The sequence below is a fragment of the Spongiactinospora sp. TRM90649 genome (assembly GCF_029382225.1).
In the GTDB taxonomy this organism is placed as follows: domain Bacteria; phylum Actinomycetota; class Actinomycetes; order Streptosporangiales; family Streptosporangiaceae; genus Spongiactinospora.
Map to the genome: position 1 here is coordinate 64868 of NZ_JARLTC010000024.1, position 12871 is coordinate 77738.

The 12871-nt window shown below is 72.1% G+C and carries 13 protein-coding genes and 1 pseudogene; 4 read left to right on the forward strand and 10 right to left on the reverse strand.

Going from position 1 to position 12871, the window contains the following annotated elements; all coding sequences use genetic code 11:
* Window positions 1-21: 21 nt before the first annotated feature.
* Genes priA through hisD form a run of 7 tightly spaced genes read right to left on the reverse strand, consistent with a single transcriptional unit; the run spans window position 22 to window position 4841 of the window.
* Entirely contained in the window at window positions 22-747 is a 726-nt protein-coding gene (priA, locus tag P3X83_RS25680; protein ID WP_277307789.1) for a bifunctional 1-(5-phosphoribosyl)-5-((5-phosphoribosylamino)methylideneamino)imidazole-4-carboxamide isomerase/phosphoribosylanthranilate isomerase PriA, read from the reverse strand.
* Window positions 748-752: 5 nt separating this feature from the next.
* Entirely contained in the window at window positions 753-1091 is a 339-nt protein-coding gene (locus P3X83_RS25685; protein ID WP_277307769.1) for a hypothetical protein, read from the reverse strand.
* Window positions 1092-1098: 7 nt separating this feature from the next.
* Window positions 1099-1734, reverse strand: a complete 636-nt coding sequence (hisH, locus tag P3X83_RS25690; protein WP_277307770.1) for an imidazole glycerol phosphate synthase subunit HisH — start codon at window positions 1732-1734, stop codon at window positions 1099-1101.
* Window positions 1725-1880 (reverse strand): hypothetical protein, encoded by a 156-nt coding sequence (locus tag P3X83_RS25695; protein ID WP_277307771.1) that lies wholly within the window; start codon window positions 1878-1880, stop codon window positions 1725-1727. Before P3X83_RS25695 ends, hisH begins: the two co-directional genes overlap by 10 nt.
* The gene (hisB, locus tag P3X83_RS25700) at window positions 1877-2467 is read right to left on the reverse strand and encodes an imidazoleglycerol-phosphate dehydratase HisB (protein WP_277307772.1); all 591 of its coding nucleotides are present in this window, start codon (window positions 2465-2467) and stop codon (window positions 1877-1879) included. The genes P3X83_RS25695 and hisB overlap by 4 nt, the downstream gene beginning before the upstream one ends.
* Window positions 2464-3537: a histidinol-phosphate transaminase gene (locus P3X83_RS25705; RefSeq protein WP_277307773.1), complete on the reverse strand. Its 1074-nt coding sequence runs from the start codon at window positions 3535-3537 to the stop codon at window positions 2464-2466. Before P3X83_RS25705 ends, hisB begins: the two co-directional genes overlap by 4 nt.
* Window positions 3534-4841 (reverse strand): histidinol dehydrogenase, encoded by a 1308-nt coding sequence (gene hisD, locus P3X83_RS25710; protein ID WP_277307774.1) that lies wholly within the window; start codon window positions 4839-4841, stop codon window positions 3534-3536. Before hisD ends, P3X83_RS25705 begins: the two co-directional genes overlap by 4 nt.
* Window positions 4842-4949: 108 nt before the next feature.
* Here hisD and ybaK point away from each other — a divergent pair, with 108 nt between their 5' ends.
* Entirely contained in the window at window positions 4950-5450 is a 501-nt protein-coding gene (ybaK, locus tag P3X83_RS25715) for a Cys-tRNA(Pro) deacylase (protein ID WP_277307776.1), read from the forward strand.
* Complete coding sequence (locus P3X83_RS25720; protein ID WP_277307778.1) at window positions 5447-6883, forward strand: amidase family protein; 1437 nt, start codon at window positions 5447-5449, stop codon at window positions 6881-6883. The genes ybaK and P3X83_RS25720 overlap by 4 nt, the downstream gene beginning before the upstream one ends.
* Before the next feature lie 4 nt (window positions 6884-6887).
* Here P3X83_RS25720 and P3X83_RS25725 read toward each other — a convergent pair whose 3' ends face one another.
* On the reverse strand, window positions 6888-7379 hold the full coding sequence (locus tag P3X83_RS25725) for a hypothetical protein (RefSeq protein WP_277307779.1): 492 nt from the start codon (window positions 7377-7379) through the stop codon (window positions 6888-6890).
* Between the two features lie 117 nt (window positions 7380-7496).
* Here P3X83_RS25725 and murA point away from each other — a divergent pair, with 117 nt between their 5' ends.
* Entirely contained in the window at window positions 7497-8816 is a 1320-nt protein-coding gene (murA, locus tag P3X83_RS25730) for a UDP-N-acetylglucosamine 1-carboxyvinyltransferase (RefSeq protein WP_277307780.1), read from the forward strand.
* Window positions 8817-8946: 130 nt separating this feature from the next.
* Window positions 8947-11391 (forward strand): transglycosylase domain-containing protein, encoded by a 2445-nt coding sequence (locus P3X83_RS25735; protein WP_277307781.1) that lies wholly within the window; start codon window positions 8947-8949, stop codon window positions 11389-11391.
* 741 nt (window positions 11392-12132) lie between these two features.
* On the opposite strand, the gene P3X83_RS25740 is transcribed toward P3X83_RS25735, so the two are convergent.
* Window positions 12133-12690: a hypothetical protein gene (locus P3X83_RS25740; RefSeq protein WP_277307782.1), complete on the reverse strand. Its 558-nt coding sequence runs from the start codon at window positions 12688-12690 to the stop codon at window positions 12133-12135.
* Window positions 12675-12871 (reverse strand): annotated as a pseudogene (locus P3X83_RS25745) (TetR/AcrR family transcriptional regulator); the annotation flags it as partial. The gene P3X83_RS25740 and the pseudogene P3X83_RS25745, both read right to left, overlap by 16 nt.

A 12871-nucleotide genomic window follows, 5' to 3' on the forward strand; every position in this document is an offset into this window, starting at 1 on the left:
TATCCGGTGCGCCGCACCTGGTCAGACGGCGACCGCCGCCAGGGCCTCTTCCAGCGTGAACGCCCGCGCGTACAGCGCCTTGCCCACGATCGCGCCCTCGACGCCGTCGGGCACCAGGGACGTGAGAGCGCGCAGGTCGTCCAGCGAGGACACACCGCCGCTGGCGATGACCGGCTTGTCGGTGCGGGCGCAGACCTCGCGCAGCAGCTCCACGTTGGGGCCGCGCAGCGTGCCGTCCTTGGTGACGTCGGTGACCACGTAGCGGGGGCAGCCGTCGGACTCCAGCCGGTCGAGCACCTCCCACAGGTCACCGCCCTCGCGGGTCCAGCCGCGAGCGGCCAGGGTGGTGCCGCGCACGTCGAGGCCCACCGCGATGCGGTCGCCGTGCTCGACGATGATCTTCGCGCACCAGGCCGGGTCCTCCAGCGCGGCCGTGCCGATGTTGACCCGGCGGCAGCCGGTGGCCAGCGCCGCCGTCAGCGACGCGTCGTCCCTGATCCCGCCGGACAGCTCGACCTGGACGTCGAGGGCCCCCACCACAGAGGCCAGCAGCTCACGGTTGGAACCCCGGCCGAAGGCGGCGTCGAGGTCGACCAGGTGGATCCACTCCGCGCCGGCCTCCTGCCAGGCCAGGGCGGCGGCGAGCGGGTCGCCGTAGGACGTCTCCGTCCCGGCCTCGCCCTGCACCAGGCGCACGGCCTGGCCGTCCGCTACATCCACTGCGGGCAGCAGCACCAGCGACGACATTGTGTTCACGACCTCCGGTCGAAGACGAGGGTGACGAGCACCGGGACGATCAGCAGCGACAGTACGAACACGCCGAACCGGGCGGCCCAGCTCGACAGCAACAACCAGGCGATCACCTGGACGATCAGGAACAACACCACGAACAAGGAGTTCTGGGTGCGGTGCCGGCGGGCCAGCAGGCCGCCCTGCCTGACCACGCGCACCCGCCGTGGCAGCACGGCCAGCACCCGGTCACGGCGCTCGCGACGGCGGGCCTGCCGGGCCTGGCGCTCCGCCCGCGACGCGGCGTCGCGGGCCCGCTCGGCCTCACGCTCGGCCCGCCGCCTGGCCCGCTCCTTGCTCACCGGCGCCTCACCGCAGCGTGCCGACCCAGTTGGCCAGCAGCGCGGCCCCGGCGTCACCGGACTTCTCCGGGTGGAACTGGGTGGCCATCAGCGGCCCGTTCTCGGCGGCGGCCACGAACGGCTCGCCGTGCTCGGCCCAGGTCACCAGCGGCTCGGCGAACCCGGGCCCCGGCTTCAGCTCCCAGCGCCGGACGGCGTAGGAGTGGACGAAGTAGAACCGCGTGTCGTCGGGCAGCCCGGCGAACAGCACCGAGCCCTCGGGGACCCGCACGGTGTTCCACCCCATGTGCGGCAGCACCGGAGCGGTGAGGCGATCGACCGTGCCCGGCCACTCGCCGCAGCCCTTCGTGTGGACGCCGTGCTCCACGCCCTCCTCGAAGAGGATCTGCATGCCGACGCAGATGCCCAGCACCGGCCGTCCCCCGGCCAGCCGCCGGCCGATCAGCCGGTCGCCCTGCACGCCGGTCAGCCCCGCCATGCACGCGGCGAACGCGCCGACGCCGGGCACCACCAGCCCGTCGGCGTTGAGCGCGGTGTCGTAGTCGGCGGTCACCGTGACGTCGGCCCCGGTGCGGGCGAGCGCCCGCTCGGCCGAGCGCAGGTTGCCCGAGCCGTAGTCGAGGACGGCGACCTTCACCACCACAGCACCCCCGCCGTGATCGCCAGGGCCGCGCCCACGCCGAGCACCGCGGCGGAGATCTTCATGCCCTGCTTGAAAAAGGAGACGACGCCGCCGATCAGGAACAGGCCGACGAACATCATGACCGCGGCGGTCCAGTTGTCGGTCACAGCACTCCCTTGGTACTGGGCACGCCGCTCGCCCGCGGGTCGGGCTCGGACGCCTCGCGCAGCGCCCTGGCCAGCGCCTTGAACTGCGCCTCCACGATGTGGTGGGCGTTTCGGCCGTAGGGGACGTGCACGTGCAGGCAGATCGCCGCCTGCGCGACCAGCGACTCCAGGATGTGCCTGGTCATGGTGGTGTCGTACTCGGGCCCGATCATCGGGGCCATGCCCTCGGGCTCGGTGTGGACCAGGTAGGGACGGCCCGACAGATCGACGGTGACCTGCGCCAGCGACTCGTCGAGCGGGCACGACGCACTACCGAACCGCCGGATGCCCGACTTGTCGCCCAGCGCCTCGCGGAACGCGGCGCCCAGCGCCAGCGCGGTGTCCTCGATCGTGTGGTGGGAGTCGATGTGCAGGTCGCCCTCGGTCTTCACGGTCAGGTCGAACAGCCCGTGCTTGCCGAGCTGCGCCAGCATGTGGTCGAAGAACCCGACCCCGGTCGCGACGTCCACCTGACCGGTGCCGTCGAGACCGACCTCGACCAGCACCGAGGTCTCCTTGGTCGCGCGCTCCACCCGGCCGACCCTCATGCCACACCCTCCATCGCGGCCCTGAAGGCCGCCATCTCTTCACTCGTACCGATCGAGACCCGCAGCCACTCGGGCGGGCCCACCTCCCTGACCAGCACGCCACGGGCCAGCAGAGCCTCCCACACCGCCCGCCGGTCGGGGAAACGCCCGAACAGCACGAAGTTGGCGTCGGAGTCGGCCGCCCGCAGGCCCCGGGCGCGCAGCCACTCCACCGTGGCGTCGCGCTCGGCGCGCAGCTCGTCGACCGTGGCCAGCAGCTCGGACCGGTGGGCGATCGCCACCCGGGCCGCCGCCTGGGTCAGAGACGACAAATGGTACGGCAGGCGCACCAGCAGCAGCGCCTCGATCACGGCCGGGTGCGCGGCCAGATAGCCCACCCGGGTGCCCGCCATCGCGAACGCCTTGGACATCGTGCGCGTCACGATCAGTCGGGGGTGGGCGGGCAGCAGGGTCAGCGCCGAGGGGGTGCCGGCGCGGGCGAACTCGAAGTACGCCTCGTCGACCACCACCATGCCCGGCGCCGCCGCGACCACCCGCTCGATCAGCGCGGGCGGCAGCGCGGTGCCGGTCGGGTTGTTCGGCGAGGTCAGGAACACCACGTCTGGGCGGTGCTCCTCGATCGCGGCCACCGCCTTGCCGGGATCGATCCCGAAGTCGTCCTCACGCGCCCCGGAGATCCACTCGGTGGCGGTGCCCCTGGTGAGGATGGGGTGCATGGAGTAGGACGGCTCGAAGCCGAGCGCCGAGCGCCCGGGGCCGCCGAACGCCTGCAGGATCTGCTGGATCACCTCGTTGGAGCCGTTGGCGGCCCACACCCGCTCGGCCGACAGGCCGTGCCCGAGGTAGGCGGCCAGATCGGCGCGCAGCGCCAACGCGTCGCGGTCGGGGTAGCGGTTCAGCCCGAGGGCCTCCCGGTGCATCTCGCGCGCCAGGTCGTCGGCCAGCTCCGGGGACGGCGCATACGGGTTCTCGTTGGTGTTGAGCCGCACCGGCACGTCGATCTGCGGCGCGCCGTACGGCGAGAGCCCGCGCAGGTCGTCGCGGATCGGCAGGTCGTCGAGCGAGGTCACGAGGGCAGCTCCCAGTCGAACCGGGCGCGGATCGCGGCGCCGTGCGCGGGCAGGTCTTCGGTGTCGGCCAGGACGCACACGTGGGCGGCGGCCTCGGCCAGCGCCTCGCGCCCGTAGTCGACCACGTGGATGCCGCGCAGGAACGACCGCACCGACAGCCCGGAGGAGTGACAGGCGCAGCCGCCGGTGGGCAGCACGTGGTTGGACCCGGCCAGGTAGTCGCCCAGCGAGACCGGCGAGTAGGGGCCGATGAAGATCGCCCCGGCGTTGCGCACGCGGGCGGCGACCGCCGCGGCGTCGGCGGTCTGGATCTCCAGGTGCTCGGCGGCGTAGGCGTTGACCACCTCAAGGCCGTCGTCGATGCCGGCGACCAGCACGATGCCGGACTGCCGCCCGCCGAGCGCCTCGGTGATGCGCGCGCTGTGCCGGGTGGCCACGACCTGGGCGGGGAGCTCCTTCTCCACCCCGGCGGCGAGTTCCTCGTCGTCGGTGACCAGCACGGCGGCGGCGATCACGTCGTGCTCGGCCTGGCTGATCAGGTCGGCGGCGACGTGGACCGGGTCGGCGGTGCGGTCGGCCAGGATCGCGATCTCGGTGGGCCCGGCCTCGGAGTCGATGCCGATCCGGCCCTTGAGCAGCCGCTTGGCCGCCGCGACCCAGATGTTGCCCGGCCCGGTGACCATGGTGGCGGGCGGGCACTCCTGCGTGCCGTACGCGAACATCGCCACCGCCTGGGCACCGCCCACGGCGTAGACCTCGTCGACGCCGAGCAGGGCGCACGCGGCCAGGATCGATGGGTGCGGCAGGCCGCCGAAGTCGGCCTGCGCGGGGCTGGTGACGGCCAGCGAGCCGACCCCCGCCTCCTGGGCGGGCACCACGTTCATGATCACACTGGACGGGTAGACCGCCCGGCCGCCCGGTACGTAGAGCCCGACCCGCTCGACCGGCACCCAGCGCTCGGTGACCGTGCCGCCGGGCACCACCCTGGTGGTGACGTCGGACCGGCGCTGGTCGCGGTGGACCAGCCGGGCGCGGCGGATGGACTCCTCCAGCGCCACCCTGACCTTCGGGTCGAGCGTGGCCAGCGCCTCGGCGATGGCCTCCACGGGCACGCGGGTGGAGGTCTGCTCGACCCCCTCGAACCGCTTGGTGAGCTCCCGGAGCGCGAGTACCCCACGATGGCGCACATCATCGCAGATCGGCCGCACCTTCTCCAGGGCGGCCTCGACGTCGAGTTCGGCGCGGGGCAGCACGGCGCGGAGGTCTCTGGGCAACCCCTCGCGCAGATCGATTCGGGAAATCACCCCACCAGTTTACGGAGTGCGCAGCATGGATCTCGTTCCGTCCACCCCTCGGACGGCGAGCCGTCGCCTTTACAAAGTAGATCCGGATGTGTCCCCTAGGCTTCGCGTGTGGACAGGAGCAAGAGCAAGGGTGGTCAGGGCACCCCCGCGACCGTGGCGCTGACACGGGCCAAGGCCGCGTTCACCCTGCACCCCTACGAGCACGACGCCGCCTCCCAGGCCTACGGCGAGGAGGCCGCCGACGCCCTCGGCGTGCCGTACGAGCGGATCTTCAAGACCCTGGTGGCCGACGTGGAGGGCGCCCTGGCGGTGGCCGTGGTGCCGGTCGCCGGGAAGCTCAACCTCAAGGCGCTGGCGGCGGCGCTGGGCGGCAAGCGCGCGGCCATGGCCGAGGCCGACAAGGTCGAACGGGTCACCGGATACGTGGTGGGCGGGATCAGCCCGCTGGGCCAGCGCAAGCGGCTGCCCACGGTGATCGACTCCTCGGCGCTGGACTTCGAGACGATCTACTTCTCGGCCGGGCGCAGGGGATTGCAGATCGAGACCGCCCCCGGCGTCCTGGTCGAGGTCTCCGGAGGGGTCACCGCCGCCATCGCCAAGGCGGGGTGAGCGGCGTGGACGAGCTGTGCGAGCTGACCGCCGTCGAGGCGGCCGGGCTGATCCGCGGGCGCGAGATCGCCTCCGCCGAGCTGGTCGAGGCGTGCCTGCGGCGGATCGAACAGGTGAACGGCCAGGTCAACGCCATCGTCACGCTGACCGCCGAACGGGCGCTGGACGCCGCCGCGCGGGCCGACGCCGACCTCGGCGCGGGCCGTCCGTGGGGGCCGCTGCACGGCCTGCCGGTCGCGCACAAGGATCTCGTGGACACGGCGGGCGTCCGCACCACCTACGGCTCGCGCCTTTACGCGGAGCACGTGCCCGACCAGGACGCGCTCATCGTGCGCCGGATGCGCGCCGCCGGGGCGATCAGCATCGGCAAGACCAACACCCCCGAGTTCGGCACCGGATCACACACCGTCAACGAGGTCTTCGGGGCCACCCGCAACCCCTACGACACCGCGAAGAGCGCGGGCGGCAGCAGCGGCGGCGCGGCGGCGGCGCTGGCCACCGGCATGGTCCCGCTCGCCGACGGCTCCGACATGGGCGGCTCGCTGCGCAACCCCGCCTCGTTCTGCAACGTGGCCGGGCTGCGGCCGACGCCAGGCCTGGTCCCCTCCCCCACCGCGGGCACCGCCGCCTGGTACACCCTCGCCGTCAGCGGCCCGATGGCCAGGACCGTCGCCGACCTCGCGCTGCTGCTCGGCGCGATGGCCGGTTTCGACCCGGCCTCCCCCGTGACGATCCCCGGCGACGGCTCGGCGTTCACGTCCTTCCGGGGCGAACGGGGCCCCGCGGACGGCCGGGCCCTGGCGGGCCTGCGGGTCGCCTGGAGCCCCGACCTGGGCGGCCTCCCGGTGGACCCCGAGACGGCGGCGGTCACCGCGACCGCCCCCGGGGTCTTCGAACGGCTGGGCGCGCGCGTGGAGCGGGTCGACCCCGACCTGTCCGGCGCCGACGACGCCTTCCGGACCTACCGGGCCTGGTACTACGCGCTCGCCTACGGCGATCTGCCGCTGGACGAGCTGGCGGAGAACGTCCGGTGGAACATCGCCGCCGGGCGCGAGGTGACCGCCGCCGACCTGGCCAGGGCCGAACGGCTGCGCACCGCCCTGTTCCGGCGGATGAGCGGCTTCTGGGCGCAGTACGACGTGCTGATCGCCCCGGTCAGCCAGGTGCCGCCGTTCCCGGTCGAACAGCCGTACGTGGACACGGTGGCGGGCGTCGCGATGCCCGACTACCTGGCCTGGATGCGGTCGGCGTACTGGATCAGCGTGCTGCACGCCCCGGCGGCCTCGGTGCCGTGCGGATTCACGCCCGGCGGGCTGCCGGTGGGCGTGCAGATCGTGGGCCCGCCGTACGGGGACCTCGGGGTGCTGCGGGCCGCGTCGGCCTTCGAGGCCGCCACCGAGCACGGGGCGAGACGTCCTTCGCTGCCCGGGTAACCGCTCAGAGCGGTGGCGGTGGCGGCGGCGGCAGGGGCTCCGGCTCGTCGTCGCGGTAGAAGCCGAGGCCCAGCAGCAGGCAGTACACGCCGACGGCGAGCAGCGGGCAGGCGACGAGCACCCCTGGGGCGGTCAGCACCAGCGCGCCCGGCACGGCCGGGCCGCCCTGCACCGGCGCCGCCACGTGCGTGCTGCCGAAGTTGACCACGCCGCCGATCCAGCGCGCCAGGAACGCCGCGACCAGCCCTCCCCCGGCGAGCCCGGCCACCGTCGAGAGCGATCGCCCCCTGGACCGCACGAACCCCGCCGCCCCGCAGACCAGCCCGATCGCGCCCGTGATCACCGCGAACCATCCGTCGGCCGCGACGAGGGCCTGCGTCGAGGGATCCGCCAGCGCCGCGCCGCCCTCCACCGCGACGTACGGCGCGCGGGGAGCGACCAGTGACCAGACCACACCGGCTGCCACACCGAGCGCGGCCAGCACGAGCACCGTCACGGCGAAATCCCGCAACACCCGCAACTGAGGCCCCCCTTTGATTGGATGTGTCCGATGCTACAGAAGGGCCGCTGTAGTCACCGGGCGGACGAAGGGCGCTTCGCTAGGCTTTGGCCCGTGAATGAAGAAGAGGTCTGGCTGATCGAGCCTTCCGGACCGCTGCGCGGCGACGTCGAGGTCCGGGGGTCCAAGAACGCCGTGTCCAAGCACATGGTCGCGGCCATGCTCGGTTCGGGGGAGAGCACGATCCAGAACGCGCCCGAGGTGGGCGAGGTCGAGATCACCGCGGCCATGCTCCGGGCGCTCGGCATCAACGTCGACATCACCCAGCGGGAGATCACGATCTCCCAGGGGCCGGTCATCCAGCCCCAGGTCCCCGCGGCCTTCACGGGCCTGAACCGGATACCCATCCTGATGCTCGGCCCGCTGCTGCACCTGGCGGGCGAGGCATACGTGCCGCTGGTGGGCGGCGACCCGATCGGCCGCCGGCCGGTCAACTTCCACGTCGAGGCGCTGCGCGCGATGGGCGCGGAGATCGAGGTGGGCGACAACGGCATCACCGCCAAGGCGAAGAAGCTGCGCGGCACCCGGATCGAACTCCCCTACCCCAGCGTGGGGGCCACGGAGACGATCCTGATGTCCGCCGTGCGCGCCGAGGGCAAGACCGTGCTCAAGGGCGCCGCGATGGAGCCCGAGGTGGTCGAACTGGCGCTGTTCCTGCAGCGGATGGGCGCGCGGATCGAGCTGAGTCCCGACCGCAGGATCGTCATCGAGGGCGTCGAACACCTTCGCGGCGCCTCCACCTGGCTGGCGGGCGACCGGATCGAGGCGTTCTCCTACCTGGTGGCCGGTCTGATCACCGGCGGGCAGGTCCGCGTGCACGGCTGCCCGCAGGACCGCCTGGTCACGGCGATCACCACGCTCGCCAGGATGGGCGCGCAGGTCGACATCACCGACGACTGGCTCTCGGCGTCCTGCCCCGACGGGCTGCGCCAGGCGGCCGTGCAGACCGACACGCACCCCGGGTTCATGACCGACTGGCAGACCCCGCTGATGGTGCTGTTCACCCAGAGCCACGGCATGTCGGTGCTGCACGAGACGGTCTTCGAGAACCGCCTGGTCTACGTGCCCGCGCTGCAGAAGATGGGCTGCGAGATCGAGGTGTTCGACGTCTGCCTGGGCGGGCCCGCCTGCCGCTACCACGACACGAACGCCAAGCACTCCGCGGTGGTCCGCGGGGTGTCCAAGCTGCGCGGCGCCGACGTGCGGCTGCCCGACATCCGCGCCGGATTCTCCGCCGTGCTGGCCGCCGCCGCGGCCGAGGGCACCTCCACGCTGCGCGGGGTCCACCACATCGAACGGGGCTACCACCGCCCGTTCGAGCAGTTCGCCTCCCTCGGCCTGAAGATCAGCAGGGAAATGGCCCCCGTGGAGTAAAGATTCCGGCACCCGGCGTTTGGTCCCGGTCGCCTGGTTGCACCTTCCAGACGTGAGGTCGGGGCCAGACGTGAGGTCGGGGGACGATCCTGACGCGAGGTCGGGGGACGCTCCGCGGCGGCGGCGGAGCGTGACGGCCGCCGGGATGGCCGGGCTCGGCCTGGCGGGCGCCCTGGGCGGGCTGCTCGCCGCCGCCATCGCGCTGCCCGCCGTCGGCGGCGCCGGGCTGGCCGTCAAACAGGTCGCCACCACCTTCACCGACCTGCCGCCCGCGCCGCACGAGGTGCCGCTGGCTCAGCACACCCGGCTGCTCGACAGCCGAGGCAGGCAGTTCGCCCAGTTCTACTTCCAGAACCGCACCACCGTGCCGCTGGCCAAGGTGGCGCCGGTGATGCGGCAGGCCATCGTGGCCATCGAGGACGCGCGTTTCTACGAGCACGCCGGGCTCGACGTCCGGGGCACGCTGCGCGCGCTGATCACCAACACCCAGGCCGGCGGCATCCGGCAGGGCGGCTCCTCGCTGACGCAGCAGCTCGTCAAGAACATCCTGGTGGAGGCGGCCGAATCGGAGCAGGAGCGGCGCCAGGCCCGGGCGCCGAGCGTGCGACGCAAGATCAGTGAGCTGCGGTACGCGCTGGCGCTGGAGAAGAAGTACAGCAAGGACCAGATCCTGGAGCGCTACCTCAACATCACCTACTTCGGGGCGGGGGCCTTCGGGGTGGAGGCGGCGGCGCGGCGGTTCTTCTCCACGTCGGCGGACCGGCTGACGCTCGGGCAGGCGGCGACGCTCTCGGGGGCGGTGCGCAGGCCGTACGAGACGGATCCGGCGCTCGGCCCCGAGCGCAGGCAGCGCCTGCGGGAACGCCGCGACCTGGTTCTCGAACGGATGGCCCGGCTCGGGCAGATCACCTGGGCCACGGCGGCGGCCGAACGAAGCCGGCCGCTCGGCATCCGGCTGCGCCCCGAGCCCGGCGGATGCTACGAGAGCACCTCGCCGTTCTTCTGCCTTTACGTGCAGAAGGAGCTGCTGGCCAACCCCGCCTTCGGCCACACCAGGGCCGAACGGCAACGCCGCCTGATGCACGGCGGGATCGTGCTGCGCACCACCCTCGACCCCAAGGCCCAGCGCGCCGCCGAGAAGGCCATCTCCGCCTCGGTGAGCCCCGAGGACTCCCAGGTCGCGGCCGAGGCGATGATCGAACCGGGCACCGGGATGATCCGCGCCATGGCGGCCAGCAAGCGCTACGGCCGCAACCCCGGCAACACCAAGCACGGCACGCACACCACCTACAACCTGCCCGCCGACGTCGCCCACGGCGGCGGGCAGGGCCTGCAGGCCGGCTCGACGTTCAAGGCGTTCACCCTGGCCACCGCCCTCTCCGAGGGCTGGCGGTTCGACGAGGGCTTCGACACGCCCGGCAGCTTCGTCCCCGGGGACGGCTACCGCGACTGCCGGGGCAACGGCGTCAACGACCCGGGCACGGTGATCCACAACGCCAGCGGCGAGGGCGAGGGCGGGCCGCACAGCATCTCCACCGGCACCTGGATGTCGGTGAACATCTTCTACATGATGCTGGAGCAGAAGGTCGGGCTGTGCGACGTGGTGAAGACCGCACGCAAGCTCGGCATCAAGCGGGCCGATGGCACGTCGCTGCGCGAGGTGCCCACCTTCACCCTCGGCGTCAACGAGGTCGATCCGGTGACGGTCGCGGCGGCCTTCGCCGCCTTCGGCGCCAGGGGCCGCTACTGCCGCCCGATCGCCATCCTGGAGATCGTCGAACCGGACGGCAGGAGCACGCGCATCCCGCCGAGCTGCACTCAGGCCATCGACCCCGACGTGGCCGACGCGGTCTCCTGGGTGCTGTCCGGCGTCTTCGACAAGGGCACCATGCGCGGCCAGGGCATCGACCGCGACGCGGCGGGCAAGACCGGCACCAACAACGGCTACACCTCGGCCTGGTTCGCCGGGTACACGCCCGATCTGGCGGCGGCGGTGAGCCTGGGCGACATCAGGGGCTCCTACAAGTACCCGCTGCGCGGCGTGACCATCGGCGGCGTCCAGTACGGCAGCGTGCAGGGCGCGTCCCTGCCCGGCCCCATCTGGGTCACGTCGATGTCAGACGCGCTGCGCGACACCCCGCCGACGTCCTTCCGCGCACCCAACAAATCCCGCTTCGGCGGCGGCCACACCCCCGGCCTGGAACAGGCCGAGGAAGAACGCGGCCGAGGCGGAGACCGCGACGGCCGCGGCGACCGCGACGGCCGGGGCCGCGGAGACGACGACCGCGGCGAGTTCGACGCGCTCGACGGCCGCGACGGCCAGTCCGAACGCGGCGAACGAGGCGAACAAGGCGAACGAGGCGAACGCGGTGCCCGCCACGCCCGAGGCCCCCGCGCCCACCGCCCCGACCGCGCCCGCTCCCGCCCCGACCGCCACCCCCGAGCGGACCGCCCCCGCCGCCAGCACCGCAACCAAGCCCGCCCTCGCCACCGAGGCGCCCGCAGCGACGCCGACAACCACTACGCCCGCCTCCTCGACCACTGGCTCCAAAACCACCCCCGCCACCCCCACTAACCCGCGCGGAAACCCCGTCCTTCGGCCGGGTGGCCGCGCTACCGCGCGTCCAAAAGGCCCTCGCTTCGCTCGGTCGTTTTTTTAGGTCGGGCTTCGCTCGACGCTCGCGCCACCGGTCGGCCGATTGGACACCTTGGGGATGCATCACATTGCATATCGGAATCGCGCCCAAAGGAACTTCCAAACAGCGAGCTGCCATTCTCCAAGGAAACGATTAGGCTGCAACACGGCCTCACACACCCACTGCGGTTGCCCTACTGAACGCCGACCACTGAGCGTTTTGGATTGGTCGTTTGGACCAGAGGAGAACGTGGGTTCGCTGTGCGGGTGAGCGTCAGGACATCTGGGGCCGGCGGCGACAGCTCATCCAGACGATGTCCGTGACGCGGATGCCCCACACCGTATTCAGGACGAAGGCCTCATGAAGCCGTGCCCATCGCTGAAGTCTGCCCACTGCACATGAGGGTCACCGCTGGAAAGGGTGACCAGCGGGTCGTAGAGATCCTCGTAGAACCCTGGGCCCGAGCCCGCCGAGCTGATCGAGAACACGCTCGGACAGATGGCGCCGACAGCACCGGATGCGGCGGGCGAGCCTGCCAGGCGTTGGAGAGGGCCGTCAGAACGGGGGCGACAGCCGCCCCAACGGCCAGCTTCGCCGTGTCGCCCATGAGTCGCCGTCGATGCATCTCGCTCTCATCGCCATTGTGTCCCACGATTCGAGGCTACTGGCGTGAGCGACCGTCAGGCGGCGTGCATGGCCTCGTGGAAGGTGTGTGTTTCGTTGGTATCGGGCCAGCGTGCTGCCAGTTCCCGATCCAGTTCCTCCAGTTCGCGTCGGATGCGGGCCGATCCCGTCTGGTGGGCGATGTCCAGCGCTTCGTGGCCGAGAAGGGCGGCTCGGCCCAGGTCCGCGTTCGAGTCCTGGGTGACGGTGACGGCGAGTTTGGCGGTGAGGTGGCCGCGGTCGCGGGTCGCGGCGTCGGGGAGCTTGCCGATCTGTGCTTCGAGGATGGCCATGGCCATGTCCGCCCGCCCGGCCATTCGGCGGCAGATCGCGCCCTGCTCGGTCAGTGTGTCGAAGTCGTAGTGGTGCAGATAGACGGGAACGTGCGAATGTGACACCTGCGGGTGGTCGCGCAGGATTTCCGCTGCCTCGTCCAGGAGGGCGAAGCAGGTGCTGAACTCCCCAAGAAGCGCCAGCCCGCGCTTCGGAGCGTGGACGCCTCGTGGGGCTTGTCTACTCGGGGGCCAGGCGGAGGTGTCGGGCCGGGCATCGGGCTCGTCTACTCGCTTGACCAACGGCCGGTGAAGAGCTCCTCGCCCGGCGGAGAACCGGGCAATGGGTCATGTCCCGGCCGTAATCCGTCGAGCGCTATCGCGATCAGCCGTCGGCGTGCCTCGGTGGCGGCGCTCAGCAGATCGGCCCTGCCCTGCTTGCGGAGCTGATCGATCACCGGGGAACGGCCGAACTGCTCGATGA

Coding starts and splice junctions, on each gene's coding strand:
- priA (WP_277307789.1), bottom strand. CDS start 747: ATGTCGTCGCTGGTGCTGCTGCCCGCAGTGGATGTAGCGGACGGCCAG.
- hisB (WP_277307772.1), bottom strand. CDS start 2,467: ATGAGGGTCGGCCGGGTGGAGCGCGCGACCAAGGAGACCTCGGTGCTG.